The sequence below is a fragment of the Pantoea sp. CTOTU46764 genome, from assembly GCF_031974595.1.
Lineage (GTDB): Bacteria > Pseudomonadota > Gammaproteobacteria > Enterobacterales > Enterobacteriaceae > Pantoea > Pantoea trifolii.
Genome location: NZ_DALYOQ010000015.1, coordinates 18,942 through 44,945, shown reverse-complemented (window position 1 = coordinate 44,945; position 26,004 = coordinate 18,942). Strand labels below are relative to the sequence as shown.

The following is a 26,004-nucleotide window of genomic DNA, read 5'->3' as shown; positions in this document are numbered from 1 at the left end:
GACAGGATTAACATGGCACAGATTACAAAGAAAGAAGTCGACGTCGTCGTTTGCGGCCTCGGTTGGGCCGGCTCGTTGATGAGCATCGAACTGGCGATGGCGGGACTCGAAGTACGCGCATTAGAGCGCGGCGGCGAGCGTGATTACCCGGATTTCGCTTACCCGAAACCGGCTGATGAATACGCCTACAACGTGCGTAACAAAGTGTTCGCCACCCCGAAAGAAGTGGCGGTTACCGTGCGTTACAACAGCAGCCAGACGGCGTTGCCCACCCGTAAATGGGGCGCGTTTGCGCCGGGTACCGGCGTCGGCGGCGCGGGCATGCACTGGACGGCGGTGCTGATTCGTCCCACCCCAACCGATATCAAGCTGAAAACCTACGTCGATGAGGCCTACAAGCCGGGTATCCTGCAGGAAGATATGCGCGTGATGGACTTCCCGTTCACCTGGGAAGAGATCGAGCCGTATTACTACAAGTTTGAGCTGATCTGCGGTCAATCGGGTAATACCGGCAACCTGCGCGGCCAGATTCTGCCGGGCGGCGATCCGTTTGAAGGCCCACGCTCTGAACCTTATCCGTTGCCTGCACTGGAAGACACGCTGAACAACGTGATGTTCAAAGAGGCGGCCACCAAGCTCGGCTATCATCCGTTCCCGAACCCTTCTGCCTGCGTATCGCGCGCGTGGAAAAACCCGTACGGCAACCAGATCGCGCCGTGCAACTACTGCGGCTACTGCTCCAAATATCCGTGCCTTAATTACTCAAAAGCCTCACCCCAAACTGCGGTGATGGATGCGCTGAAGCGCATGCCGAACTTCTCTTATGAAGTACACGCCGAAGTGGTGAAAGTGGTGCTGCACGACGACCAGAAAACTGCCAAAGGCGTGATTTACTACGATGTGGACGGCAACGAAGTGTTCCAGCCAGCGAAGATCGTGGTGCTCTCCAGCTTCCAGCTCTACAACGTGCGCCTGATGCTGCTGTCCGGTATCGGCAAGCCGTATAACCCAATCACCGAAGAAGGTGTGGTAGGGCGTAACTACGCGTTCCTGTCGAACGGCGGCGCAACCCTGTTCTTCAAAGACAAAAACTTCAACTCTTACGCCACCGCAGGCGCCACCGGCCAGATGTTCAATGACATCTCGCCAGGCAACTTCGACGGTCCGGGCCTCGGCTTTCTGGGCGGCGCCAAGATCCACAGTTCGCAGGCCACCGGTACGCCAATGGCCGCTGCGTTGCCGAAAGGCACACCGAGCTGGGGTATGGGTTACAAGGAAGGTCTGGAGGAGTGGTACAACCATTCCATGAAGATCAGCATCACCACCACGTGCCAGTCGTACCGCGATATCTATCTGGATCTGGATCCAAACTACACCGACCATCGCGGTCAGCCGTTGCTGCGTATGACGTTCAACTGGAAAGAGAACGAACTGAAGCTGCAACAGCATCTGAAAGGCATCGTCGGCAACATCGCTAAAGAGCTGAACCCAGACAGCATGAGCATGAGCTTCCTGCCGATGGGCGCGGATTTTGACCTCACCAAATACGTTTCGACCCACAACGTGGGCGGCGCGGTGATGGGCGATAACCCGAAAACCTCTGCATTGAACAAGTACCTGCAGAGCTGGGATGTTCATAACGTGTTTGTGCCGGGCGGCAACGCCTTCCCGCAAAACTTCCAGGCGAACCCGACCGATACCATCGGCGCGATCACCTTGATGGCGGCACAAGCGATCAAAGAACATTATCTGAAAAATCCCGGTCCACTGGTACAGGCATAAGCGCATGAAATTAAAATCATTGTTAATCGCCAACGCCGTGCTGCTGGGCAGCTTTGCAGTGCAGGCACACGCGGAAGATGAAGCTCAATTGATCAAGCAGGGTGAATACCTGTCGCGTCTCGGTGACTGTATGGCGTGCCATACGGTTTCTGGTAAAGGGGATTACGCCGGTGGTTTGGCGATTGAGTCGAATCTCGGCACCATTTACTCCACCAACATCACGCCGGACAAAGAGCACGGCATTGGCAACTACAGCGAGCAGCAGTTCTCGGACGCGGTGCGCAAAGGCGTGTTGCCGAACGGGTCGCGCCTCTATCCGGCGATGCCGTATCCGGATTACGCCAAAATCTCCGATGCCGATATGCACGCGCTGTACGTCTACTTCATGAAAGGCGTGAAGCCGAGCAGCGAGCAGCCGCCGGAAACCGATCTCAGCTTCCCGTTCAGCCAGCGTTGGGGCATGCGCTTCTGGAACTGGGCGTTCACCTCTGACAAGCCATTCCAGCCGATTGGTGGCGCGTCAGAAGAGGTTAATCGCGGTGCGTACATCGTGGAAAGCCTCGGTCACTGCGGCAGCTGCCATACGCCACGCGGCCTCGGTATGAACGAGAAAGCGCTGGATAGCGGCGACGATCAGTTCCTTGCTGGTGGCAGCCTGAATAACTGGGATGTGCCGTCACTGCGTGGTTTGCCGCGCTGGAGCGAGCAGGAGATCGTTGATTATCTGCAAACCGGTCGTAACGACAAAGCAGCGGTGGGCGGAGAGATGAAGTCGGTAATTGAGCATTCGAGCTCGCACATGACCGATGCTGACCTGAAAGCGATTGCCTCCTATCTGAAGTTCATTGGCGGCAACCCGGCGTTGCAGGCATACGACGTGAAGAAACAGCAGGCGACGGAAGCGAAACTGACTGCCGCGAAAGGTTTGTCGGAAGGCGAACGTCTGTATATCGACAACTGCGGCGCTTGCCACTTTGTCACCGGCAAAGGCGCGCCGGGGATCTTCCCGGAGCTGGATCAGGCGACGATCGTCAATGCCAAGGATCCAAGCGGTTTGATCCACACCATTCTGGCCGGTGCGCAGCAGCCATCGACTGAGAAGGCGCCATCAACGCTGGCGATGCCCGGTTTTGCTAAGCGTCTGGATGATGATCAAGTGGCCAAACTGGCGACCTTTATTCGTCAGGGCTGGAGCAACAATGCGCCAGCGGTGACGAAAGATCAGGTAGCAGAAGTACGTAAAACATTGAAATAAAACCGTAAGGTCGCCATTCATGGCGACCTTTTTTTATCCCACGATATCAATGATAATTGTGAATCACTTCTAACACGCCATTAATTACGAACTGCACGCCCATACACACCAGCAAAAAGCCCATCAAACGCGAAATCGCCTCGATCCCGCCTTTACCTACCAGCTTCATGATGGCGCCAGAACTGCGCAGCGAAATCCACAGAATCACCGACACGGCGAAAAACGTCAGCACCGGCGCAACGGCAACCACCCACGCCGGGAAATCCACGCCCGATTTGACCGTCGACGCGGAACTGATGATCATCGCAATGGTGCCCGGCCCGGCGGTGCTCGGCATCGCCAGCGGCACAAACGCGATGTTGACGGTTTCACGGTTGCTGTCGGTCGCGTCCAGCTCATCCTGCTTATGCTCAGCTTCGACCGAATGCCCAACCGGTTTCGCCGGAAACAGCATGCGAAAACCGATAAACGCCACAATCAGCCCGCCCGCCATGCGCAGGCCGGGAATTGAGATACCAAAGGTGTGCAGCACTGCGCTGCCGGCGTACCACGCCACCATCATAATCAGGAACACGTAGATCGAGGCCTGCATCGCCTGGCGATTACGCTCCTGGAAATTCATCTCTCCGGCCAGGCCGAGAAACAGCGCCACGGTGGTCAGCGGATTGGCGAGCGGCAAAATCACCACCAATCCCAGCCCGATGGCTTTAAACAACTCCAGCATGAAATGTCCTCAGAATTCCTGGTCGCCATAAATGGCGACCCTACAAAAAACGGCAACCCCCAAACGTAGGGTCGCCATTTATGGCGACCGTGTCAGACGCCGCACCTACCCGAACATCAATGCTTCGGCGTATCCAGTGCCTCGATCAACTCGGGGAAGAAATCCTGCAGCAGTTCTGGTGTCATCAGCTCGGGATAATTGATCAAATGCTCACGAATGCGCTCATTCACATCGGGCAGCAAACGCTGGGCGGCGTCTTGCGCGCTGATCTTCTTCTGCTTCATCAGGCGCAGCACGTCATCCGGCAGATTGTCTTCATCTTCGACTTCATCCACACCTTCGAGATCGTCCAGCTCATCCAGCAGATCCATCAAGGCTTCAATCTGTGGCGTGCGTGACTGGTATTCGGATGGCTGCTCGCTCTCCAGATAACGCAGCAGCGCGCGCACCGGTGAACCATCGGGTTCGGCAGGCGGTTCGTTGGCGAACCAGGTCAAGAGATCGTGCTGAGTGACCTGATGGACGTGATAACCGTTATCCACCAACTCATCGGCGAGGATATCAGCGGTATCGTGCTCAATCAGGCAAATGTGGGTGCGATTAGGTGTGAACTGCTCCAGCCACTGATAAATCTCTTCAATTACGCTGTCGTCGTAAATAAAGGTTTGGCTGAGATAGCTATCATCCTGCTGGTGAACACAGATGTGAATCTGGTCGGGATCGAAGTAAATCGCAATGTTGATGCCTTTCATGTGCGCTGTCCTGTGTGGTGCAAAATCTCACTATAGCCTCAGGCAGCGCAGATGAACATGGTGGTGCCAGCAGCATGGGCTACTGGCGGTAAAAATTAACGTAAATCAGCACGATCCAACCCATAAGCGCTGTCCAGTGCGCCCGGCGTCATCTGCGACAGCACCATCAGGCGGTTCCAGGTGTTGATCACCGCGATGCAGAACGTCAGTTCGCTGGTCTCCACTTCAGAGAAGTGTGCGCGTACCTCGTTGTACAGCGCTTCGTCGATGCCGTGATCGCCCAGACGCGTCAGCGCTTCGGTCAGCGCCAGCGCCGCTTTTTCTTTGGCGGTGAACAGCGGTGATTCGCGCCAGATCGCCACGTGATGCAGACGCAACTCGCGCTCGCCGTGCAGTTTGGCCTCTTTCACATGCATATCGACGCAGAACGCGCATTGGTTGAGCTGCGAGGCGCGCAGATCGACCAGATGCTTCAGTGAGGTTTCTAATGAAACATTACTGACGTTCATAGAGAGATCGGACATGGTTTTGACCAGTGTCGGAACGGTTTTGAAGTGGTTAACGCGTGCAGTCATGTTTTTATCCTCAGGTCAGTCGTTTTTCAATGCGAAGGTAATGCGGGCATCTTAAACTTCCATGTCTGAGTGAAAAGGGTCAAAAAACGTGAAAACAGATAGGACATGGCGTGGGATATAAAGAGATTTATGCGCGATATCGCCAGCAGATTCTTGCAGGGCAGCTGAAGCCGGGCGACCGCGTCCCGGCGATCCGTACGCTGGCGAGTGAGTTGCAAGTGGCGCGAAAAACGGTGGAAGCTGCTTATGAAATCCTGATCGGCGAAGGCTATTTTGTCAGTCAGGGCGCGAAGGGCACGCGTGTTAATCCCGAACTGATTCTGCCGGAAACAACCGGAAAAACGGCAGTGCCTGCGACGCCAGTGAGCGCGTTAATCCAGCGTGAGAGCAAAGGCGAGCTGCGGCTTGGCATCCCGGCACTGGATGCGTTTCCACATAAAAAGTGGCTGCTGATTTCCGGCAAAGCAGCGCGAACCCTGCGTGCGGATGAGATGATTTTGCCGCCAATTATGGGTTATCAGCCGCTGCGTGAAGCCATCGCCAGCTATCTGAATATATCGCGTGGGCTCAACTGCCAGCCGGAACAGATCTTTATCACCAGTGGTTATCGCGCCAACCTGCGACTGATTCTGGCGGTGCTGGCGCAGCCGAGCGACAAAGTGATGTTTGAAGATCCCGGCTACTTCTTCGGACAAAAACTGCTGAAGCGCATCGCGCCGAATCTGCATTACGTGCCAGTCGATCGGCAAGGTATGGATGTGGATTATCTGCTGCGCTATCACGCCGATGCGCGTTTCGCCATCGTCACGCCCACGCATCACAGCCCACTGGCGGTAACCTTATCGCTGCCACGCAAGCATCAGCTGCTGGAGTGGGCGCAGAATAACGATAGCTGGATCATTGAAGATGATTACGACGGCGAGTTCCACTACACGCGCAAAGTGATTCCGGCGCTGAAAAGTCTCGATGTGCACGATCGAGTGATTTACACCGGCACCTTCAGCAAAACCATGATGCCGGCGATGCGCGTGGGTTATCTGGTGATGCCGAAAGAGACCATTACGCGCTTTAGCGAGCTGGGCGAAATCCTCGAAACCGGCATGTCGCTGCTGCCGCAAAAGATTCTGGCGCAGTTCCTGAGCGAAGGGCATTTCTATCGCCACATTAAAAAGATGCGCACGCTTTATCAGCAGCGACGCCGCATGATGCTGGATGCCTTGCAGGCGTGTTTCCCGGATGTGTTTGATTTTGAACTGACCGATGGCGGCATGCACATTGTCGCATTCCTGCCACGCGGCACGCAGGACGCGGCGTTGGCGGCGATTTGGCAGCGGCATCAGCTGCGCGTCTTGCCGCTTTCCGGCTGGTATATGCAGACGCAGAAACGTTATGGCCTGGTGATTGGCTATACCAATATTCGATCGGTGGAGCAGGCGCGGGAGTTGTTGCAGAGAACGGTGCAGGAGACGCGAGCGTTATTGGGTTAAAGAAAAGGCGCGAGGGACAGCTCGCGCCTTGATACCGGCGCGTCCTTACATGCCGATATATTTTTTGCCTTGCTTCAGAACCACGTCGCAGGCTTTGGTTTTCAGCTTCTCACCCATCGGCGAGTTGCTCAGACTCTGCAAGTTCAGCTGCTGACCGTTGCCGGTGTTGAGCAAGCCTTGCAAACCCTGCTGATAATCGGTTTTCTGCTCTTGCGCGGTGGTGCTGTTCAGGCCGAGTTTGCTCAATACCTGATCTTTCACCGACTTCACGTTGTTATCCACCACGTTGTGCTGCACGCAATACGACATCACGCCTGCAGCGTTGGTCATGCTGTTGGAACTCACCGCTTTATCGCCGCCGTTCAGCAGGCCGGTGAGCGATGAGAGCGACATGCCGCCGTTCTGCGTGGTGCTGGTGTTGCTGGTGCTGTTGTTCTGCTGCGACAGCTGCGATGCCGCGCTGCTCAGCTGATCCTGCCAGCTTGCCGCCGATGCGCTTCCCGCAACCATGGCTGCCGCGATGCCCCATCCCCAAATCATGCCTTGTAATTTCATCTCAACCTCGTTGTCTTTTATGTTCTGACTGCGTCAGTTTTGGTTAAGAGAGGTTTGACTGCTGAAAGTTCCAGTTAAGCGGGCGGATTGGGGAAAATTGGGAACGTTCTGGGTTTTTGTTTTTGTAATTCGGTTAGTGGGATTGACGGTATAACAAGCAGTTATCTGCGAAACGCTGTTTTTTTCAACGCTTAGCGCACATCCCTAACGATTCCAGTTGCGCACTCTGCTCGTAACGGTATAATCCCCAACGTTTTCCGCATCCTCTTCAGTGCCGAAGTGGCGAAATCGGTAGACGCAGTTGATTCAAAATCAACCGTAGAGATACGTGCCGGTTCGAGTCCGGCCTTCGGCACCATCTATTCATTTTCCTGTAAAATCAATAGATTAGACAAAAACTTCTGTCTTTTCTGTATGGGAAAATTGCTGTCTTCGCTTCACCTGAAATTGCCGCTGTGGTTAGTAGTGGCGAATCGGGATGTTAACCTACAGCGGCGTGTAGTTCCAGGCTCAAACACGTACAAGCGTGAACAGTCGCACCGTTCAGCATCCAACTTGAAGCTAATGACGCTGCCAGCGTCTTAAAACTCTCCCGAAAAACTTTCAGTGAATCGCATTTCAGCCCGATGCCCTCTTAATGCTCCCTGTCGTGATGACAGTGCAGAGGATAAACAGGTTTATGGTGGTCTCGGTACTTGCACACCAAATGCAAGCTCTGCCAGCGTTTCAGCCACGCTCCCGCAAGGGTACACGGTTATCCTGATAAATTTCACTGACTGACATAACCCTGATGATTTCGCTACGCTCCGCTTGTTGTCTTACCACCAACGGGGCTTAATGGCTGCTATTGTCCTCAGTAAGGTAGCGAACTAAAATAGTTCGAAACTTGCTTGATGGTGATGTATGCGTAAAAAACAGATATTGCAGGTAGTTGAAGGGCGGGTATTGCCTGACGATAAACATAATAGAGCGCCTGAGATAAAAGTGAGCCGCAAGCACCATCGCAAAATGCGACAGCAAGAGTGGGATGATGGCACTTTGGATCGCGACTCTCTACAGCATTTCAAATCATTATAACTTTCCACCTAATCCATACCTGATAGGTAGTGTTAATTTCAAATAAAATTCATGTAAAACATGGAATAGTAAATTTTCTTTAAGAAAAATCTTGAAAACATCCCTTTGGGCACATTACATTCAGGGTGTTTTTTGTGCTTATTTTAATGGAGGTTGTATGTCGCATTGTCAGGATCAACACCGTTACTGGGGTTTTTTTGAAGAGCTTCCAGATGATCAGGGAGGGGCTGGACGTCATAGATGTTGTGGCTGTGCATATGAAAGGGGCTATACAGCTGGGACACGTCGAGATGAAACGCTTGAAATTGATTTGGATTCTCTACATGAGAGTCAGGCGGGTACGGTTCGCCACAAGAGTCCCCATGCAGCATTTGCGCAGGGATACTTGGATGGTATAACTGCTTCATACGAGTGAATCTCCATGGAATTTTATCCCCCAATTTTTAAAAAAACTAATTTTCATTGTCCTTTGTGCAATGTATTTGCAAAGCAAGATTTCAGTGATTTAGTTATATCCGAATATGCGAGAAGCATAGTAACTCCCTTAAGTGCCTCTCAATGTAGCCATTGCAACGAGTACGCATATTGGTACGAGGACAAAATGATTGTTCCATCGTCAGGAAACGTTGAAATGCCAAATCCTGATATGCCTGAGAACTGTAAAATTGACTATCTTGAAGCTCGAAATATTATTAATTTGTCTCCAAAGGGATCGACTGCATTACTTCGCCTCTGTGTCCAGAAATTGCTAATAAATATCGGACTCAAAGGGAATGTTAATGATGATATTGGGACTTTAGTTAAAAGAGGCCTCCCTGTCCAAATTCAGCAGGCTTTAGATATATGTCGCGTTGTCGGAAATAATGCCGTTCACCCGGGGGAAATTAATCTTGACGATAGTCCTGAAACAGCTATTTCCTTATTTGGCTTGATTAATTTCATAGTCGAAGACCAGATTAGTAGGCCAAAAAAAGTCGCTGAAATGTATAACTTCCTTCCAGAAAGGGCGCGTGAAGCTATTGATAAAAGGGATGCCAAATAATGTCTGGTATTTTAGCCAGTACTGCCGCTGCCGTAGGTATAATCGACAAAGCAGTAGGGATTGCAAAGAAACTTTCTGATGATGGTGCTGAGCTTGATAAAGCAACGCTTAAACTGGAATTAGCAAATCTAATGGGGGAGCTTGCGAGTGTCAAACTTGAAGTCATCAGCACTCAAGCATTATTATTTGATGCGGAATTCAAAAATAAAGATCTTGAGAGGAAATTAAAAGAAAGAGAGCAGTTTGTTTTCCGAGATGGTCTTTACTGGAAAGATGAAGATGACGTGGCATTTTGTCCTAAATGTTATGAAGGGAATGAAAAATCAGTACACATGCGTTTAGAGTATTCTCCGGAAGAACCTGAATGGGGTATTAAAGCACGTACTTACTGGAGCTGTTACCATTGCCATTTTGAGCATAATAAAACATCTTGATCAGAAAGTTAATTGTATAGATATCAGAATTAGTGATTCTTAATCTGTTCAGTGGCTGCCAACAATACTGTGAGATTCCACAGCTTGATGCAACATTTATCTATTGGCAAGGGTCGCGGAGGTAATGATAACTGGCAATCGCCGTGGTCACTTTTCCGTGGCTTGAACAAAGAATTCAGCTTCACTTTAGATGCAGCGGCAAGCGCTGATAACGCGTTATGCTCCAAATACTGGACTGAGGAAGAGGACGCGCTACAGCAAGATTGGTGCGCTGAGTCGTCCATATGGTGCAACCCGCCATACAGCCAGATCCCATCATTCATTGAACATGGTCACAAAGCGGTGGTGACTTGCTTCCTGATCCCGGTGAGAACACAGGCTAAGTGGTGGCTTAGACTCATCCTGATGAATCCGAATGCTCACGAAATCCGTTTTCTGTCTCGTAATGTGCGGTTCAAGGCTGCACCAGGTACAAAGCAGAAGAGGTTAAATAATCGTGCTCCAATGGCCTGCTGTGTGGTCATCTTCCGCAACGTTCCACGCAAAGGAGAGATCAGGCAGACCGTCAATTGTGCTGACACTGGATTGTTGTTGCACGTCATCAACCGGGGTAGCGTTCCGGGCAGGCCAACAATTTATGATGCGGAAGTATTGGATCAGGTGATCGACCTCTATGAACGTAAACGGGCGACGCCGAAAGAGATCGCTGAACGGCTAAAAATGCCATTACGAACAGTTCAGAGGATTGCACAAAGGTTGGCTTAATTGCGCCTTAATCCCCTATAGTTATGACGCGATCTGCACACCAAATGCACCGCGTTTCCGCCACTCATATCGCGTTAATCCTTCGCCCCCCGGCGCGAAATCGCAACGCGGGTGCATCGAATGTTGAAGGGCTGGCAAATATCGCTGTCTCTCTTAGAGATCTGCCTGACGGACTGCCACACCCCTTGAGGGAATCCAATAATTTTGCATAAATATCAGTAACTTAAATTTCAAGCTCCTTCCCGTTTCCGGGGCGCCATGAAGTTGGACGCGGCAGCGATGAATAATGCCCACGCCAAGCGCACAGCGGCACGGCATCACATCAGCACGTATTGAACGCTTAGAGCATCGACAGAGCACCAACACATCGCCCTGGCAGCACGCCACACTCAGCCAGATAACTTGATCGAACTGCTCAGTTAATGAACGAAATTGGCGCGTGTTTAACATAATAGATCTTACGTGAACCACACGGTTTGTGTGGTTTTGTCTGTGCGAGCCTTTCAGGGCGCGGCGACACGATGACGCTTGTTTCCACACATGATCGCCACTGATAGCGCCACTTTGCAGGCAAGAAAACCTGTTCAGTAATTTTGCACGACTTCCGGCGCATTGCACCGAATATCCGGTTTCAGCCCGTTGGCTGGCTTTAGGCGTCAGGCGGCACATTTCCATCATTCCACCTTTCGGCAACGGCTGCATGAAGTCATCAGCACAGTGATCGACGGTTCGCGGTTCGGCTGCTGGTCATTTCGGTGATCGGTTGTGCTGTATGTCGTCGCTTTCTTCGCGGTTCGCCGTTTCCGGGCGCTTCCATTAACGCAGAGTGCAGCCAACAACGCGGAATACTCCAGACACCATCATCATAGGCCGTCAGGCTTCATCTACGCGCCGTAGCGAGGCGATCACCAACAATCAAAGGCGATGCAACCAGCGAAATCAGCGAGCCTCTGTGTAGCTGGCAGGCCGTCTGGTGAGGGGGAGCAGCCAGAAAATTTTTTTTACGTGCGTGGCGTAATCCATCCGGGGCGCGGAAAACGTTCCCGGTCAAGCAACGTGTTAGAAAACCATTGATTTAATATTTTCATTGCGTAGCGATGATATTAACGCCGCCTTTGTTGACGCGGCTTGCAGCCAGATTGTGATGAATTTATTACTTTTGTTCACTGCAAGCAGCCAATTCGTCAGCGATTCCACACATCGGCAACAGCAGCGAGATCGCAGCAATTAACGTTAAAAGAGCCGTTACGTAAGCTGATTAAGAACGGTTTCCAGCAATTTATCTGCGATTTGATGGACAATTACTGACATTTATTTTGAGAGTGGATTCAGCAATGCCCTGGTGCCTGTGAGGGCAAGATAATGTCCCTATCTATGGAGACAAAGTAATGTCCCTATTCATTCGGACAAGATACTGTCCCCATAATGGAGACAATATTATGTCTCACTACTATATCTTTCTAAAATTATACAAACCTAAAACACTACCTAAAAGCCTGACAAGGTCTTATTAAGTATTGTGTCTGGCAATAGCCAGTTGTTCGATTGATTCTGTTCAGTCGCTCCGCTCAACGCTTCGCAATCTGCATCGCCCACGCGTTGCCTTGCTTTTCTCTCCCTGACCGGGAGAGGCAAGCCACCCTGTGGGCAGACAAGCGACAGCGCGTCAGAATGTGGATCTGTGCGATGCACAGGCCGAGATCGATGTTCGAGGCTAACGAGGCGCGGCGCAAAGAGGCACTCAGGATATCTACCCATCAGCTTTAATCCTTCAAATCCTCTACAGGAAGCCCTCAGGGCGATTTAAACGCTGTTGGTGATGTCGATGCTACATCAACACCATAACGCGGTAAAACGCGATACAGGGCGTTATAGAGCAGTTACGCCTGATAACTGTTTTCCGGGGTGTCGTTTAATTTACAAAATAAATGTTGACATAATTAAAAATATAAAAACAACCACTTGTGATTTTAAACTTATGATGATAAAATTAATAACAATGAGGCGGTGTGAATAGAATCAACCGCCATAAAATCAACCCTATGGAGAAAAAATTGAAGACAGCAAAAATCAACTTCGGCGTGGAAAATGCCGAGGAAATTTTCAACGCGATCATTCACGGTAAGACAACGCAAACCGCCCTATATGGATTCATCAACCGTGTCGGAACCAACAAGCGGAACACGTCTAAAGCGCTCGAACTGCTCAAGGAGCATAAGCTCCGCCTGAAACGTAATGCCCGTGCGTCACGCACTGTCCGCACGACTCTGAAACCTTACAGCGCTGAATTAGCAAAAGGCCGCGACGTGATCGATATCATCCAGCCAGTATTGACCGCCTGGCGATTGCACTATACGAAGCAGGGAATCGGGCTGGTAAACGATCAGGTGTTAATCCTGAAAATGGTTGAAGCTGCTGCGGAACTCAAAAAGCTGACGGGTAATAAAGTCCCGGACATGGCAACGGCGGGTTAACAGGGAAACCATGAAACTATCGCTCGATGATGAGACTTACGCGATTTTGCGCGAAGAGTCTGATCGCCTGGGGATGCCAGTTCCCAGAATGATCCGGCTCATGTGCCAGAACATGGCGCAGAACATCAGACATGGGGACGCCACGAACGGCGAACTACTACTAATAACGCACCCACAGGGATTGAACAATGGGCAAGAAAGAAACTGACGGGACATTTGATCAAATCCACACGGAGTTGCGCAAAGTTCACAATATCCGGACTCCATCGGGAGCTGTGGTAAAAATGGACGGTGACGATAAGATTTGGTGGGCGTACTTTTATACTTTTTCGCTTACAAAACGAAAAAAATGGTGTGATTTTTCACTCCAAAAGATCGCCGATGATCACGATGTGAGCACAAAAACTGTTACTCGTAACGCAAAGCGGTTGGTTGAAATGGGAGTGTTAGAGGTTAAGCCAAAGGAGCGTGGCCGAGGGAATATCTACATAACAATTTCTATTCCTGAGTTGATCGCAATGAAAACCAAAGAGAAAGTAACCGCCAAAACTGAGGAGATACAGGAGAATGGCAAATCCTTTGAAGAGGCTACAAAGCAGCCAGCAACAGACGCACAATCGGCTTATCCGGGTGATAACTTGGCCTCTGGCAGTATCACGCCTCTTATTGGACAACACGATTGCGTGGCATCTAACGACGACAGCAGCGGCGATGATGATCATGCAGTGAGTCTGGAACAGCATGACGAAGATCTGCCGTTTCCACCCAAGAAAACTGATCCAGAGGATTTCCCAGAAGGATTCACACAGCCCGGAGAAATTGCTGACGGTGAGCAGGTCGAGGGCGAGCGACTGGGATACGATGAGATATGCGAAAAAGCCGGGGCTGGCTGACAGCACCACGATCCTACAAAGAGATACTTCAACTTGACGAGGACACATTGAGTGATAAACACGCGGCGCTGAGCGCCACCCAGAACGCAAGCCAACCACACCGTTCAGCTTTACAATCAAGCAAGCTCAAACGCCGCAAGTACGATGACAGCATCGTTAAAAAGGCAAAAAAGTTGCTCGTGTTGGGATGGCCTCCCGGACGTGTTGCCTGTTATCTCAGGCTTGATACAGAGTTTGTCAAAACACTCCATGAAAGCTGGAATCCACGCCACAGACAAATCAGCGAACGTAATGCATTCACCTCGCAGCGATTAGCTTTTCAGTATTTCCAATCGGGTGCTGACCTGGTCACCATCGCTGATGTGTTGGACGCTCCACTGTTCACAGTGATCACATTTCTGGAACAGGCTAATTTTACCAGCGATGAAATCAGCAAGAGGCTCCCGGACGCTTCTCACCCCCTGATGAAGGCATACCGCAAAACCATTGCGCACCATGCCAGAAAAACAAAGCACGGCGACATCAGAACCCACTGATCACCTTCCGGCTTTAAATGTCGCGCCTCCGTGACCTATGAATGAAACATCGATCCAAACCTTGATTAACATCCCCTGGCCGCTTATCTGGCTTGCGCTTCGCTATGCGTGGCATATCGCCTGGAAGCGGTTGAGCAGCCCTACATGCAGCGCCGTACCCACGTTTACACCTCTGGAAGAAGAATTATGAAAATGAAGACACTGGAAGACATCCGCGCCGAAATTCTGCAATCAATGCAGAAAGCGCACAGCAACGATAGCAGCACAGGCAACGCCAGCAAGATCAGTGCATCGAGCACCCCGGAAGAACTGCAAAAGGCTTCCACAGTCGCTCAGGACGCTTTAACAGCAGCGGTTGCTGACTACTTGGCTCAAAGTACAGCAACGAAAAACGCAGCCGCAGCCGCAGCGCTCACAGCGGCAAACGCATCGGCACTAAAAGCACCTCGTGGCAAACGCATTAAGGACAAGGGGATCGCCCTCTGCCATGAAAGCCAAGGCTATAGCGCCAATCTACGCCCGGACAGCTTACTGATGAAAGCTGGCAAGCCCGGAATCAGCTTGCAGGTGAACAAGGCCGCTTTAATCGACGCACCGCCGGAACTGCTGGCGACACTAAAGCGCCTGGGATTCGAAACAAGCATCTAAACGGCAAAGCAAATTAGCAGTGATAATAACTATTCGATAAAATTATCGAGGTTATTGTTGCGAAAGAAACAGTTGCGTGATAAACTATCTTTTATAGAGTCAAGCAAACTGCGTACCTACTGCCAATTGTTGCCTGCCTGCTGTGGACTCTCCTTATGAGTGAATAAAGCCGCCTGTGATGATCAGGCGCTTTTCTTCAATGTCTTTATAAAGGCGTTCAAGAAAGGTTTGTGCTTCTCCTGCCTGCTAATTCAAAAATTACTCTGCCATGGTTCGCCAACCATGACGTGGGGTTTGCTCGATCTCCTCGGGCTTGTCTGCCGGACATAAAGCGGCATCGAGCACAGCGCGTTTATGGGCTTTTCTCCCGGATTTTCTCGCTGCTGCTCCCTCTTTCTGCACTCCATCAGAAAACACGTCATTTGCTTGCCGTCACCGTTCTGGATTCGGGCCTCTCACTCGCTTCCAGTTTCGGTGTGCTTTTACTGATGGATCAAATCTAACGCCTTACGGCGTTCTGCATAACGGCGTCATGTACTGATGCACTCAGCGCCACGTTTTGCCCCCTCACTTCTACTCAGCCTGAAAGCGGATAACGCCGCCTCGGGCTTTAGTGCTGCCTACATCCGGCAAATTGTTCGGACAGCTAAAAACAGGCGAATAACAGCGGCATATCAGCCGCGAAAACAACTCTGATGGAGAATCAAAATATGAAAATGGGATCATCCCCAACAAGCTACAACGATGTTGTGGCATACGCCGCCGATCCGAACTTTGACCGCCGCACGGTCACATTCGCCACACTAAGCGTGGACGTGGTTCCGGGCCAGGCAGTAACAAGCGCTGGCGCTGCCTACGCATCTGGATCGGATTGCCTGCTGGCTTTATCTGCCGCTCGTGCTGGCTCTGACGTGCCTGTCATCGTCGCTGACCGTGGGATCTACGTGAAACCCGCAACAATCATCGCTGTGAATGGTGCAACCGTAGGCGCTGCCGCGATTGCTGCACTAACCGCCAATGGCAACATCCGCGTGACCGCACCGGACGCAGAATAATAATCAAGGAGCATAAGAAATGAGTTTATCCGTAGACTTTTCGTACACCGACCACACAGCAACCTTTGCCAACCTGCCAGCGAAGAACACCTTGCTGACCACACTGAATGTGTTCGCAGACCGTCAAACGTCAATGAGTCCAAGGGTTTCCTTAGACGTGCTGGACGAAGTCGCTCAAAAAATTTCTAAGTCGGTATCCAGGTATTCCAGCGAGTGGTCAAGCCTGGCGAAGCGTACCAGTTCCAACCATTTGGTGGAGGCACCCCTTCACGCTTACGCAGATCGCATTACGGCGGCAGATATCCAACCATTCAGGACACCCAGCAGTGATCTGCAAATGTCCATTCTGGACGCGGTTACCGCTTCAAGCCTGGCGATGCATGACAAGTACATGCGTACTCGTGAAAAGATGTTCGCTGATGCCTTGTTCCGTAACACTGTTGAAGCAGAGTTTACTCAGCAGCCGCTGATCGACTGGACAGAGGAATTTGGCTACGAGCAGGCGACCGGAACAATTGAAACAGGTGTGGCATTAGACCCGCTTCGCTCCATTGATGACGCCGTGAGCGCTACTAAGCTCCGCATGGGCGGCTTGGCTGGTCAACTGGATGGCTTCATCCTGTTCGCTGGTTCAGCGGTAGCGCGTGGAATTAAATATCACCCGGATATTCGCCAGAGCATTCAATACGGAGTGTTGGATCGTGACGTGCTGTTCAACAAGGAAATTTTGCCGGGCTTCTCTACCTTCCTGCTGGACAATGTCCGCGTGGTTGAAGTGACCGATCCACTCTACGGCATCAGCGCTGACCAGGCGTTTTTAGTGCCCAAATTCAGTAAGCCGCTTTCCTCAGAAATCGCGCTGCCTTTCGGTTACGTTGCTACCGCAACCAGCCGCAATCTGGATCTGGCATTCGCTGAACCCGTAGATTTCCGCATTTACAGCCATCAGGACAAGCTCCGCAACGTAGAACTGTTCGCGGAATTGAGCATCCTGCCAGTGATTTACCGTCCAGACTTCGTTACTAAGCTGACGAACCAGGCCGCATAAGACAGGCGCGATATGGACACCGCTTGCAGTAATTGGGGGCATGACTTGCCCCCGCTGCTGATGCTGTGCGTAAGCTCCGCCATTGAGGTGGCGAGGCAAAGGAAAGGAGATTAATAAATGAGATTACAACTGCTTGGAGTTGGCTCTGTGCCAGTTCTGACCCTGCCGCTCAAAGGTGACGATGACTCAATCATCAACCTTTCGGCACTTGCACGTTGGCTTGATATGAAACGAACAACGCTGTTTGACCACATTCAGGCTAAAGGGCTGGAGACAGCGATCAGAGAAGCCGCGACAGCAAAGCGTATGAAGAAGCTGAACACTTAAAGCCGGACGGGAAACCGCCCGGTTTTTTTGTGCCTGCTCTTCTCAAAGCATACTGACATTAAGCCCAGCCGCTTTAAGGCGCTCAGTCAGATTACGCATTTTGCTGAACTCTGCCACGTAGCTGGCAGCTATGCCCAATTCGTCGCAGAACTCTTTAGCCGTGATGTTTTTCAGTTCATCAGCGTACTTGATCATCTGGAGATGCAATTCAGCGGTATAGCGGTTGCGTGGTGCATCACGTAGAGCAAGGTTAATGCGCTCGTAAATCTTTGCTTGTGCTGTTGTAGCCATTGCGTGCCACCTCTTTATCTAAATTAGATAGAAAATATAAATTAGATAATTTAGAAAGGCAACTGTTGCGTTACCCATAGCGAAGATGGGCAAAAGCCGAACGGTAAACCGTTCGGCTTTTGGCTTTGATGCTCTACGCCTTAACTGTAGCGACAGCGTGCAACACATCGACTAACTTCACTGCATCGACATCGTCCCATCGCCAATATGAATCTAACTGATGGTGTTCACGACTGTCAGGTTCACCCAGCACACTGCTGACAATTGACTGATGATCCAAGGATGCAGTAACACGCACACCTTTAGCCATTTGCATAAAACACGTAAGCCCTTGAAGATCGTCACGTCTAATATTCTTCTTGTGCGTGTGTACTTTTTGTGTCGTAACGGTGATATGCATGGAAATACAATCTCCAAAAGTTTAGGTTCAGTTATTGCAAAAAATGATTCACCTTACTGCATGGTGGTAAATAATAAATGCAGTCACTATACGAGGTGAATAATAAATCACTCTGCGGTGACTTGATATTTTCCACCATTATCTTTAATTTTATATTCATAAATATCGTCACAGAATACTGTGACTGAACCCCCAAAGGCCGCTGCGTGCGTGCTATTTACTTTTGTGCAAGTAAATCCTCTTGATTGTATGACTGCTTGTGCTTCACTTCTTACTTCTTGAGTGTCTTCTACTTTTTCATAACTATTTTCAGGTGTTTTCTTTTCATCATTGAAATAAGTCATGTATGTTGCGAATGCTACAGCTAAAATAAATATTAAGCAGCCAGATGGAGACGTGTATGGTTTACTTACCCCACAATGGGGACAAGTCTTAGCCGATGATGAGACTTTCCCGTCGCACTCACGACACTTTTTCATAGCCATGTGTAATTCCTAATTTAAAGGTATTGATTTTTAAGTTTTTTAATGGTGGCTTTTCACATTAACCTAATCCATTAATTAAATTCAACTACCAAAAATGGGTGTTATTCAATCACGATATATCATTCTCCTTGTATCTGATTTTGTTTATATAACTAAATAGTTCTTGTGGTGATGCGGAATTTTTTGAGTACGTCTTAAATGCCTCTGTTCTGCCTCGGTCATGTCCCATCAATAATGCAATCCTGTCCTCTGGAACTTGGTTACGGTCAAGCTGTTGGGCAAATTCATGGCGAAGGCTGTGGAATACCTTTCTATCAGTTCCAACCTCTCCCAAGGCTTTACGCTTTGCCCTTGTGAAGCGCTGTGTGTGCCATGTTGAACGCTTGCCGTCAGCACGATCTGTAATTGATGCATGGTAGAAAAGAAAACCGTTGTGTGGTTTCTGAATAAGTGACTCAACCAAATGTATAATGCATAAGTGAACCGGTATGACACGCGCCGCCGATTTGGTCTTGCCTTCCAGTACCTCGAAGCAAAGAACGTCTTCGATTGAGCGGATATTCCCAACCTGCAATGAACAAATTTCATTTAGCCTCATGCCGCTATACATTCCGATCAAGGTCACTGCCTGCATCTCAGCGTCATCTTCAAAAGCTGAAAATACCTTCGCCAGTTCTACATGAGTAAAAACCTCGTAACTCACCTTACTGCTTTTCGCTTCCAGCCCGTGACCACGCCAAGGGTTATCCTGTGGTGCATCGTGATAACGGTTCCTTGCCAAATCCCATATCTGAGCCAATGAGCTGATGTAATTTTGAATCGTCTGGAGTGCTCTTTCCTTCTTCAACTTATCCAACCAGCCAGTAACTACTGTCCGGTTGATCTCCCGTAAATGAATATCGCGCTTCTTCAAGTGAGCCAAGATTTGCTCTACGGCTTTATTGGTCTTGGAGAGGGTGGTTAATTTGCGTTTATCGCCAAACTGGAGCAAATACAGATCCCGCATTTGCAGTAGAGAAGGGCAAGACTGCAAAGGTGCGCTCATCTGGAGTGGATTATCTTTCGCATAACTTCCTATGCGGCGTAGATCGTTAATAATTAGCTCAACCTTTGAACCACTGGGTTGTGGCTTTAACTGTTCACGTAATCTGGCGAACTCAAGCGCAATCGCATCACGAAAGAGCCTTGCCTGGCGAATGTCGCGTGAGCCTGTGCTCTTGAGGAAGTTACGTTTTCCGCAAAAGTAGCCCCTCATGTATTCAGGGATGGTGATCCTTACGAGATACACTCCGCATGGATCTAAGATCAAGTAACGATCTCTCTTGTAAATCATAGAAACCCCGGCTAAATTGTCGGGGCAATTTCATGGCGAAATTGGTGCTGAACACCGTCTGGTGGAAGACAGCTTATTGTGGTTTATCAATAAGTTGTTAGACGCAGTTGATTCAAAATCAACCGTAGAGATACGTGCCGGTTCGAGTCCGGCCTTCGGCACCATCGATTGATGCAAAATTAAGTCGCTTACGAGCGGCTTTTTTTGTGTCTGAAATTCGGCTTATTTCCTCAGTCTCGCATAATCACTTCTGCCTTAAGATCCTGTTAAGAACTCTTCGTATAATAGCGCCCGTCAACGTAAACCAAGAGTTCACCATGAAAAACACCCTGATTTCCCTTTCGATTCTTTTCTCTGCTTTGACCGTGACGTCTGTTCAGGCTGCCAACCCCGCCACCGGCTGCGCCGCTAAAAAGCAGGATATCCAGCAAGAGCTGGCGATGGCGCGTGAGCATGGCAATGCTGCGCGCATCGCCGGTCTGGAAAAGGCGTTACGCGAAACCAATGCAAACTGCACCGACAGCGGATTACTTAAAGCGCGCCAGGAAAAAGTGGCCGAGAAGCAGTTGAAAGTGCAGGAGCGTGAGCAAGATTTACAAGAAGCGCAGGCCAAAGGCCGCAGCGACAAAATTGCGAAGCAGCAGCGTAAACTGGCCGGCGCGCGTGAAGAGCTGAAACAAGCACAGGACGCTTTGACGCAATAAATCGGGCGTCCCGCCCAGAAAATTCGCGCTTTGTCTCAAAATTCCCCCGCAGAGATTTTTTTCATCCAACTGTCGGGATTGCATGGCAGAATGGCGCTCCGGTGAAATCAGTGGAGTGCAGAAGCGATGACAGTTGAAATTGAGCAGCGTATCTACGAGCTGGTGCGACGTTACGACGGCGTTTACCTGTTCAAGCAAAAAACGCTGACGCCGCAAATTGATATCGATAGCGATCTCAACTTCGAACGTGAAGAAGCGGCTGCGCTGATGGATGAGTTCTTCGGCGAGTTCAGCGTTGATCGCGGCGGATTTGTCATCGAAACCTACTATCCCGATGAGCCCTCGCTGGCGCAGATTCTCAATCCATTTAATAAGCGTGAAGTGCCGGTGGTGCCCGATTTCACGCTGGGAATGTTGATTGAATCGGCGAAAGCGGGGCGCTGGCTGTACGAGTAACCGCAGGCTCAGCGCCGAGCCTGCTACCTTTCACCGCTTTACATGCACGCCAAAGCCGCTCTCTTCGGCTACACACTCCGCTTTTAGCGTCAGCGCAGGAATTTCATAGTCGCCGCCGTTTTGCTGACGGTAGGCAATTGGCGCAGTTTCTGCCAACATATCCAGCCTTGTGGCCAGCGCATCGCACCAGCCAGAAAATCGTTCTGCTGCCGACTTTTGTACCCGATAGAAAACCAGCGGCGGCAGCACGCTAAAGCCGGGATAAAACAGCATGCCGTGCTGAATCGGGAACAGCAGATCGTTCATCGGGCCGTTAATGCCGCGCGGACTGTAATGCGATTCCCATCCGCCTGTCGTCACCACCAGCATCGCGCGTTTGCCGCTGAGATTGCCTTCGCCGTAGCGATCGCCCCAATGCTGTTCGTTGTGCTCGCCTACGCCGTAGGCAAAACCGTTGGCGTAAACGCGGTCAAACCAGCCTTTCATGATGGCGGGCATCGAAAACCACCACAGCGGAAACTGGAAAATCACCGTATCGGCCCAGCGCAATTTTTCCTGCTCGGCGGCGATATCCGCAGCCTGAAGCTGATGATCGTAGGCGAAGCGTAAATCCACTGTCGCATCGTAATGGTCGCCCACTAACGGGGCGCGTGTGTCATCAGCATCGAGCTGCGCTTTCCACTGCATCGCATAGAGATCAGAAACCTGCACCTGATGTCCGGCCTTCTCTAAATGCTGCACGGCAAAGTCTTTGAGTGAACCGCTCAACGAACGCGGTTCCGGATGGGCATACACAATCAGTACATTCATGGGCTTAATCCTGTGAGATGAAAACCACTGCAGATTAAATCGATGCTGGATATAGTAGAAATAAATTGCTGATATCTCAGGTATAGACAGAGTGAATATCAACTCGCTGGATTTGAATCTGCTGCAGACGCTCAACGTGCTGCTAACCGAACTCAATGTCACGCGCGCGGCGCAGCGTCTGCATCTTTCGCAGCCTTCCATTAGCGCTCAGTTGGCGCGATTGCGAAGGCATTTTGACGATCCGCTATTGTTGCCTGGGCCGCGCGGCATGCTGCCAACGGCGCGCGCAGAAGCGTTGCGTGAGCCGCTGCGGCTGGCGCTTGAGGCGGTAAAGCAAGCAGTCGCGCCGCCCGATACCTTTAATCCGGCCAATGCCGAAGTCACCTGGCGCATCGCTGCCACCGATTACACGTCGTCGGCGTTGGTGCTGCCCGCGCTCAGCCTGATTCGCGCTGCTGCACCGCAGAGTCGTATGGCGATTCTGGCGCTCAATCCGCCGCTGATAGCGCAGCAGTTGGAAAAAGGTGAGCTGGATGTGGTGTTTCATACCGGCGATAACGCGCCGCCGACGTTGCATCAACGCAAACTGTTCAGCGAGCGCTACGTGCTGGCGGGACGGCGCGATCACCCACAATTGCAACGTCCGCCGACGCTGGATCAATTCTGCCAGCTGGAATTTGTCATGGTGTCGCCGGATGGCGGCGGCTTCAGCGCAGCTACCGATAAGGCGCTGGCGAAGCTGGGACGTTCACGCCGCGTGGTGTTGTCGGTGCCGCACTTCTTGTTTATGCAGGAGACGCTGGCGAACAGCGATTTGGTCGCGGTGCTGCCTGAGCGGTTGGTGCGTCATACTTCACACCTTGCGGTTGTCGATTTGCCGCTGGAGGTGCCGGGCTTTGATATTTTGCTGCTGTGGCATGAACGCCTGCACCGCGACCCGGCTCAGCAGTGGCTGCGACAGCAGATTGTGGTGGCGCTTTAAATCAGCATCGCCGCAAAAAATTCACTTCTCCCGCGTCACAAAAATCATCACACTAGCCACCTTTACCATTATGGAGAGATGGCATGATTACCCGATTGCTGCTGGCGATATCGCTACTTGCCAGCCTGAGTGCGCCGCTGTTGGCAGATCAAGACGGCGTCTCCTTTAGCCACAAAGACTGGGAACTGGCCTGCGACAATACGCTGACCTGTCGTGCCGCCGGTTACAGCGCCGAAGAGGGCGCGGGCGGCTCGGTGCTGCTGGTGCGTGCCGGTGGCCCCAATGCGGTGACGCACGGTCGCGTGGTGCTGGCCGATACCGGCGATGATGATTCTAAAGTGGTGAACAACTTAGCGTTGTGGATTGATGACCGTGCGCTGGGCGACGTGGCGAAAGCCGATAACGACGAATGGACGCTGACCGATGAACAAACTCAGGCGCTGATCAACGGTATCAAAGGCAACGGCAAAGTGGAGTTTCGCGGTGGTGAAGAGCCTTTTGATCTCTCCAGTAATGGCGCGTTTGCGGTGCTGCTGAAAATGGATGATGCGCAAGGTCGTCTTAGCACGCCTGGCGCGCTGGTGCGTAAGGGCAATAAACCGGAAAACAGCGTACCGGCAGCGGTGGCGATGCCGGTGATTCAGCAGGTTAAAGTGGTGAAGGCCGATGCGCGTCCGTTGACGGCCGATGAGCTGGCACTGTTGAAGCCGAAGCTGATTGCCTCGCTCACCGATGACGACAGCTGCGACAATCTGGCACCGTCCGACGATCAGCCGGAAGAGGGCGCGGAGCCGCTGACCTTAACGCCGGTTGATGATGCGCATGTGCTGATCGCCGCATTGTGCTGGCGCGGGGCGTATAACGAAGGTTATGGCTATTGGCTGATCGACAAAGCGTTGCAGGGCACACCGCAGCTGGTGACGGATTCCGGCTCTGATTACAGCGAAGGTGTGATCTCTGAAGCACAGAAAGGGCGCGGCATCGGCGACTGCTGGAGCACAGCGGCGTGGGTGTGGGATGGCAAAGCGTTCGAGCAGAGTAGCGATGCGACCACCGGCATGTGCCGTGCGATTCGCGCGGGTGGCGCATGGCAGTTGCCAACCTGGGTGACCGAGGTGAAAGCGGCATCGCTGCCGTAAGGGGCGCAGTTATGCGCATCTCGTTGGCAGGTCGCCATGAATGGCGACCCTACAAATGGTGCTCCTACTTGCCGCAGCACTGCTTATATTTTTTACCGCTGCCGCATGGGCAAGGATCGTTGCGGCCGGTTTTCTCGCCGGCAAAGTGCGGCAGTTGAGGCTCTGGATCGGGCTGCGCCATGCGCTGTTCCTGCCAGTATTCATGCAGCTCCAGCGCCGCAGGGCGAATCGCCTCGATGCTGGCTTCAAACTCGTCCGGTGTGAAGGCTTCGCGCTTCGCCAGGTGATCTTCGCTGCCGTGCAAGGCAATCACCTCCATCATCGGCTGCAGTGATTCGGGCAGCAGCGACCAATCTGCATCCAGCGCCACGCCGCGCAAATAGCCGTAGCACCAATCTTCCACCACGGTGAATTCCTGGCCTTCCATCTCTTGCGTGCCAAACAGCGGATCGAACTGCTCCGGGAATTCGGCCAGGCGTTCGGCGATGTCGTTGAGATGCTGGAACGTCAGCGTCATAAAGCGATCCATCTCGCGCTCATTCGACCATTTTGGAATGTGCTTTTTGCCGCCCCACATCGCCACCAGCCATTCGCTCGGTTCGATGTCGTTCGGGCCGGAGAGCAGCGCTGTCAGCATGCCGTCCAGCTCAGCGGTATCCACCACCGAGTGCTCGTTGCCGTATTTCTCTAGCATATCTTCCAGCCAGTTCAGCTCTTTTTCAGTTAACGGACCCTGGTTCATACGGCATCTCCTGCTTTTATTGATGGGCAATGCCCAAAGTTAATTGGCGGCGATTATAGCGGGAAGCGGGCGCGATTTATCGCTTTTTGCATATCGATTGCTGAACCTCTCCTAAAAAGGATTCGCCATAACTTATCACGCAACAGTATTGGCTGCTGTTGTCGACAGATGGCAGCGTAAAGGCAGAGTTTTCCTGCATAAAGGATGCAAATTATGGCCAGCACATTGCCGGTACTGGATTTAGCCCTGCTGGAACTGCCGGATGCGGAGCAGGCGCAATACCTTGCCGAACTGCGCGAAACCGCGCGTGACGTCGGTTTCTTCTATCTGGTGAATCATGGCATCAATCCGCAGCTATTGCAGAACGTACAAAGCATCACGCGCGCGTTCTTTGCGTTGCCGGATGAAGAGAAGCAGCGCGTTTCGATGATCCATTCGCCGCATTTTCGCGGCTACAACCGTGCGGGCGTGGAATACACCCGTGAGCAGCGCGATCAGCGTGAGCAATTTGATATCGGTGCAGAGCGTGCCGCGCTGACGCTGCAGCCAGACGATCCGGCATGGAAGCAGCTGCAAGGGCCCAATTTGTGGCCGCAGGCGCTGCCGCAGCTGCGTCCGGTGATCCACGCGTGGCAGCAGGCGATGACTGACGTGGCGTTGCGTTTACTGCGCGCCTTCGCCAAATCCCTGGCGCTGCCGCCGGACGCTTTTGATGCGCTGTACGGCACGCATCCCAACGAACATGTGAAGCTGATTCGCTATCCGGGGCAGGATGCCGCTGCCAGCCAGCAAGGTGTTGGCGCGCATAAAGATTCCGGCTTTTTGACCTTTCTGTTGCAGGACGATCAGCCTGGGTTGCAGGTTGAAGTCACGCCGGATCAGTGGGTTGATGCGCTGCCGAAAGCGGGCGCTTTTGTGGTGAACATCGGCGAACTGCTGGAAATCGCTACCAACGGTTATCTGCGCGCCACTGTGCATCGCGTGGTATCGCCGCCGATAAACCAGCAGCGCATTTCCATCGCTTTTTTCCTCGGCGCACAGCTCGATGCCGAAGTGCCGCTGTATCAGCTACCGCCGCAGCTGGCGGCAGAAGCGCGCGGGCCCACCAGCGATCCCAGCAATCCGCTGCTGCGTGAAGTGGGTTGGAACTATCTCAAAGGACGTTTGCGATCGCATCGCGACGTGGCGCAGCGTTATTACGCTGACACTCTCAATCGCGTTAAATCATAAGAA

The 26,004-nt window shown here is 51.7% G+C and carries 28 protein-coding genes and 1 tRNA gene; 20 read left to right on the top strand and 9 right to left on the bottom strand.

The window, feature by feature from the left end:
- Positions 1–12 precede the first annotated feature (12 nt).
- A complete protein-coding gene (locus tag RTM06_RS07830; protein ID WP_008104227.1) occupies positions 13–1,782 on the top strand; it encodes a GMC family oxidoreductase in 1,770 nt (589 codons plus the stop codon).
- A 4-nt stretch (positions 1,783–1,786) separates the two neighbouring features.
- On the top strand, positions 1,787–3,037 hold the full coding sequence (locus RTM06_RS07825) for a c-type cytochrome (protein WP_008104225.1): 1,251 nt from the start codon (positions 1,787–1,789) through the stop codon (positions 3,035–3,037).
- Positions 3,038–3,083: 46 nt separating this feature from the next.
- On the opposite strand, the gene RTM06_RS07820 is transcribed toward RTM06_RS07825, so the two are convergent.
- The 3 genes from RTM06_RS07820 to RTM06_RS07810 form a co-directional block, all read right to left on the bottom strand.
- Positions 3,084–3,761, bottom strand: a complete 678-nt coding sequence (locus RTM06_RS07820; RefSeq protein ID WP_312181189.1) for a MarC family NAAT transporter — start codon at positions 3,759–3,761, stop codon at positions 3,084–3,086.
- A 116-nt stretch (positions 3,762–3,877) separates the two neighbouring features.
- Positions 3,878–4,513, bottom strand: coding sequence for a hypothetical protein (locus tag RTM06_RS07815; protein WP_256698312.1), 636 nt, complete (start codon positions 4,511–4,513; stop codon positions 3,878–3,880).
- A 95-nt stretch (positions 4,514–4,608) separates the two neighbouring features.
- Positions 4,609–5,088 (bottom strand): carboxymuconolactone decarboxylase family protein, encoded by a 480-nt coding sequence (locus RTM06_RS07810; RefSeq protein WP_265300937.1) that lies wholly within the window; start codon positions 5,086–5,088, stop codon positions 4,609–4,611.
- Between the two features lie 110 nt (positions 5,089–5,198).
- On the opposite strand from RTM06_RS07810, the gene RTM06_RS07805 reads away from it, so the two are divergent.
- Positions 5,199–6,575, top strand: coding sequence for a PLP-dependent aminotransferase family protein (locus RTM06_RS07805; RefSeq protein ID WP_312181186.1), 1,377 nt, complete (start codon positions 5,199–5,201; stop codon positions 6,573–6,575).
- Between the two features lie 45 nt (positions 6,576–6,620).
- On the opposite strand, the gene RTM06_RS07800 is transcribed toward RTM06_RS07805, so the two are convergent.
- Entirely contained in the window at positions 6,621–7,130 is a 510-nt protein-coding gene (locus tag RTM06_RS07800) for a DUF2501 domain-containing protein (protein ID WP_265300939.1), read from the bottom strand.
- 273 nt (positions 7,131–7,403) lie between these two features.
- On the opposite strand from RTM06_RS07800, the gene RTM06_RS07795 reads away from it, so the two are divergent.
- The 12 genes from RTM06_RS07795 (at position 7,404) to RTM06_RS07740 (ending at position 17,429) form a co-directional block, all read left to right on the top strand.
- A tRNA-Leu gene (locus RTM06_RS07795) sits at positions 7,404–7,488 on the top strand.
- 545 nt (positions 7,489–8,033) lie between these two features.
- Entirely contained in the window at positions 8,034–8,207 is a 174-nt protein-coding gene (locus RTM06_RS07790) for a hypothetical protein (RefSeq protein ID WP_312181184.1), read from the top strand.
- Between the two features lie 631 nt (positions 8,208–8,838).
- Positions 8,839–9,249 carry a DUF4145 domain-containing protein gene (locus RTM06_RS07785; RefSeq protein WP_312181182.1) on the top strand — a complete coding sequence of 137 codons (411 nt, stop codon included), beginning with the start codon at positions 8,839–8,841 and terminating at the stop codon, positions 9,247–9,249.
- Positions 9,249–9,683 (top strand): hypothetical protein, encoded by a 435-nt coding sequence (locus RTM06_RS07780; RefSeq protein WP_312181179.1) that lies wholly within the window; start codon positions 9,249–9,251, stop codon positions 9,681–9,683. The genes RTM06_RS07785 and RTM06_RS07780 overlap by 1 nt, the downstream gene beginning before the upstream one ends.
- A gap of 87 nt (positions 9,684–9,770) precedes the next feature.
- Entirely contained in the window at positions 9,771–10,448 is a 678-nt protein-coding gene (locus tag RTM06_RS07775) for a DNA N-6-adenine-methyltransferase (RefSeq protein ID WP_312181234.1), read from the top strand.
- Positions 10,449–12,457: 2,009 nt separating this feature from the next.
- Positions 12,458–12,922, top strand: a complete 465-nt coding sequence (locus tag RTM06_RS07770; protein WP_312181177.1) for a hypothetical protein — start codon at positions 12,458–12,460, stop codon at positions 12,920–12,922.
- A gap of 188 nt (positions 12,923–13,110) precedes the next feature.
- Positions 13,111–13,815 (top strand): hypothetical protein, encoded by a 705-nt coding sequence (locus RTM06_RS07765; protein ID WP_312181176.1) that lies wholly within the window; start codon positions 13,111–13,113, stop codon positions 13,813–13,815.
- Between the two features lie 47 nt (positions 13,816–13,862).
- A complete protein-coding gene (locus tag RTM06_RS07760; protein ID WP_312181174.1) occupies positions 13,863–14,351 on the top strand; it encodes a hypothetical protein in 489 nt (162 codons plus the stop codon).
- A gap of 144 nt (positions 14,352–14,495) precedes the next feature.
- Complete coding sequence (locus RTM06_RS07755) at positions 14,496–14,999, top strand: hypothetical protein (protein WP_312181172.1); 504 nt, start codon at positions 14,496–14,498, stop codon at positions 14,997–14,999.
- Positions 15,000–15,709: 710 nt separating this feature from the next.
- Complete coding sequence (locus tag RTM06_RS07750) at positions 15,710–16,054, top strand: hypothetical protein (protein WP_312181170.1); 345 nt, start codon at positions 15,710–15,712, stop codon at positions 16,052–16,054.
- 19 nt (positions 16,055–16,073) lie between these two features.
- The gene (locus RTM06_RS07745; protein WP_312181168.1) at positions 16,074–17,102 is read left to right on the top strand and encodes a major capsid protein; all 1,029 of its coding nucleotides are present in this window, start codon (positions 16,074–16,076) and stop codon (positions 17,100–17,102) included.
- Positions 17,103–17,219: 117 nt separating this feature from the next.
- On the top strand, positions 17,220–17,429 hold the full coding sequence (locus RTM06_RS07740) for a hypothetical protein (RefSeq protein WP_312181166.1): 210 nt from the start codon (positions 17,220–17,222) through the stop codon (positions 17,427–17,429).
- A 42-nt stretch (positions 17,430–17,471) separates the two neighbouring features.
- Here RTM06_RS07740 and RTM06_RS07735 read toward each other — a convergent pair whose 3' ends face one another.
- The 3 genes from RTM06_RS07735 to RTM06_RS07725 all read right to left on the bottom strand — a co-directional run bounded on the left by RTM06_RS07735 (position 17,472) and on the right by RTM06_RS07725 (position 19,938).
- On the bottom strand, positions 17,472–17,720 hold the full coding sequence (locus tag RTM06_RS07735; protein WP_312181164.1) for a transcription factor: 249 nt from the start codon (positions 17,718–17,720) through the stop codon (positions 17,472–17,474).
- Positions 17,721–18,227: 507 nt separating this feature from the next.
- Entirely contained in the window at positions 18,228–18,605 is a 378-nt protein-coding gene (locus tag RTM06_RS07730) for a hypothetical protein (protein ID WP_312181162.1), read from the bottom strand.
- 109 nt (positions 18,606–18,714) lie between these two features.
- A complete protein-coding gene (locus RTM06_RS07725) occupies positions 18,715–19,938 on the bottom strand; it encodes a site-specific integrase (RefSeq protein ID WP_312181160.1) in 1,224 nt (407 codons plus the stop codon).
- Between the two features lie 317 nt (positions 19,939–20,255).
- Between RTM06_RS07725 and RTM06_RS07720 the strand changes: the two genes are divergently transcribed.
- Together RTM06_RS07720 and RTM06_RS07715 are read left to right on the top strand one after the other, a co-directional pair.
- A complete protein-coding gene (locus RTM06_RS07720) occupies positions 20,256–20,642 on the top strand; it encodes a DUF1090 domain-containing protein (RefSeq protein ID WP_312181158.1) in 387 nt (128 codons plus the stop codon).
- 126 nt (positions 20,643–20,768) lie between these two features.
- Entirely contained in the window at positions 20,769–21,098 is a 330-nt protein-coding gene (locus RTM06_RS07715) for a DUF1493 family protein (RefSeq protein ID WP_008107769.1), read from the top strand.
- A 30-nt stretch (positions 21,099–21,128) separates the two neighbouring features.
- On the opposite strand, the gene RTM06_RS07710 is transcribed toward RTM06_RS07715, so the two are convergent.
- A complete protein-coding gene (locus tag RTM06_RS07710) occupies positions 21,129–21,908 on the bottom strand; it encodes an NAD(P)H-dependent oxidoreductase (protein WP_312181155.1) in 780 nt (259 codons plus the stop codon).
- Between the two features lie 91 nt (positions 21,909–21,999).
- Between RTM06_RS07710 and RTM06_RS07705 the strand changes: the two genes are divergently transcribed.
- A complete protein-coding gene (locus RTM06_RS07705; RefSeq protein ID WP_312181153.1) occupies positions 22,000–22,890 on the top strand; it encodes a LysR family transcriptional regulator in 891 nt (296 codons plus the stop codon).
- Between the two features lie 83 nt (positions 22,891–22,973).
- Complete coding sequence (locus tag RTM06_RS07700) at positions 22,974–24,029, top strand: DUF1176 domain-containing protein (protein WP_312181151.1); 1,056 nt, start codon at positions 22,974–22,976, stop codon at positions 24,027–24,029.
- A 64-nt stretch (positions 24,030–24,093) separates the two neighbouring features.
- On the opposite strand, the gene RTM06_RS07695 is transcribed toward RTM06_RS07700, so the two are convergent.
- The gene (locus RTM06_RS07695; protein WP_265301026.1) at positions 24,094–24,771 is read right to left on the bottom strand and encodes a YecA family protein; all 678 of its coding nucleotides are present in this window, start codon (positions 24,769–24,771) and stop codon (positions 24,094–24,096) included.
- A 210-nt stretch (positions 24,772–24,981) separates the two neighbouring features.
- On the opposite strand from RTM06_RS07695, the gene RTM06_RS07690 reads away from it, so the two are divergent.
- Entirely contained in the window at positions 24,982–26,001 is a 1,020-nt protein-coding gene (locus RTM06_RS07690; RefSeq protein WP_312181232.1) for an isopenicillin N synthase family oxygenase, read from the top strand.
- Positions 26,002–26,004 lie beyond the last annotated feature (3 nt).

Bases quoted from the DNA above. Each gene is read 5' to 3' on its own strand.
- RTM06_RS07790 (WP_312181184.1), top strand. From the start codon at position 8,034: ATGCGTAAAAAACAGATATTGCAGGTAGTTGAAGGGCGGGTATTGCCT.
- RTM06_RS07830 (WP_008104227.1), top strand. From the start codon at position 13: ATGGCACAGATTACAAAGAAAGAAGTCGACGTCGTCGTTTGCGGCCTC.
- RTM06_RS07730 (WP_312181162.1), bottom strand. From the start codon at position 18,605: ATGGCTATGAAAAAGTGTCGTGAGTGCGACGGGAAAGTCTCATCATCG.
- RTM06_RS07695 (WP_265301026.1), bottom strand. From the start codon at position 24,771: ATGAACCAGGGTCCGTTAACTGAAAAAGAGCTGAACTGGCTGGAAGAT.
- RTM06_RS07720 (WP_312181158.1), top strand. From the start codon at position 20,256: ATGAAAAACACCCTGATTTCCCTTTCGATTCTTTTCTCTGCTTTGACC.
- RTM06_RS07800 (WP_265300939.1), bottom strand. From the start codon at position 7,130: ATGAAATTACAAGGCATGATTTGGGGATGGGGCATCGCGGCAGCCATG.
- RTM06_RS07820 (WP_312181189.1), bottom strand. From the start codon at position 3,761: ATGCTGGAGTTGTTTAAAGCCATCGGGCTGGGATTGGTGGTGATTTTG.
- RTM06_RS07750 (WP_312181170.1), top strand. From the start codon at position 15,710: ATGAAAATGGGATCATCCCCAACAAGCTACAACGATGTTGTGGCATAC.
- RTM06_RS07740 (WP_312181166.1), top strand. From the start codon at position 17,220: ATGAGATTACAACTGCTTGGAGTTGGCTCTGTGCCAGTTCTGACCCTG.
- RTM06_RS07810 (WP_265300937.1), bottom strand. From the start codon at position 5,088: ATGACTGCACGCGTTAACCACTTCAAAACCGTTCCGACACTGGTCAAA.
- RTM06_RS07785 (WP_312181182.1), top strand. From the start codon at position 8,839: ATGCCAAATCCTGATATGCCTGAGAACTGTAAAATTGACTATCTTGAA.
- RTM06_RS07815 (WP_256698312.1), bottom strand. From the start codon at position 4,513: ATGAAAGGCATCAACATTGCGATTTACTTCGATCCCGACCAGATTCAC.
- RTM06_RS07700 (WP_312181151.1), top strand. From the start codon at position 22,974: ATGATTACCCGATTGCTGCTGGCGATATCGCTACTTGCCAGCCTGAGT.
- RTM06_RS07735 (WP_312181164.1), bottom strand. From the start codon at position 17,720: ATGGCTACAACAGCACAAGCAAAGATTTACGAGCGCATTAACCTTGCT.
- RTM06_RS07755 (WP_312181172.1), top strand. From the start codon at position 14,496: ATGCAGCGCCGTACCCACGTTTACACCTCTGGAAGAAGAATTATGAAA.
- RTM06_RS07745 (WP_312181168.1), top strand. From the start codon at position 16,074: ATGAGTTTATCCGTAGACTTTTCGTACACCGACCACACAGCAACCTTT.
- RTM06_RS07765 (WP_312181176.1), top strand. From the start codon at position 13,111: ATGGGCAAGAAAGAAACTGACGGGACATTTGATCAAATCCACACGGAG.
- RTM06_RS07725 (WP_312181160.1), bottom strand. From the start codon at position 19,938: ATGATTTACAAGAGAGATCGTTACTTGATCTTAGATCCATGCGGAGTG.
- RTM06_RS07715 (WP_008107769.1), top strand. From the start codon at position 20,769: ATGACAGTTGAAATTGAGCAGCGTATCTACGAGCTGGTGCGACGTTAC.
- RTM06_RS07710 (WP_312181155.1), bottom strand. From the start codon at position 21,908: ATGAATGTACTGATTGTGTATGCCCATCCGGAACCGCGTTCGTTGAGC.
- RTM06_RS07780 (WP_312181179.1), top strand. From the start codon at position 9,249: ATGTCTGGTATTTTAGCCAGTACTGCCGCTGCCGTAGGTATAATCGAC.
- RTM06_RS07775 (WP_312181234.1), top strand. From the start codon at position 9,771: ATGCAACATTTATCTATTGGCAAGGGTCGCGGAGGTAATGATAACTGG.
- RTM06_RS07825 (WP_008104225.1), top strand. From the start codon at position 1,787: ATGAAATTAAAATCATTGTTAATCGCCAACGCCGTGCTGCTGGGCAGC.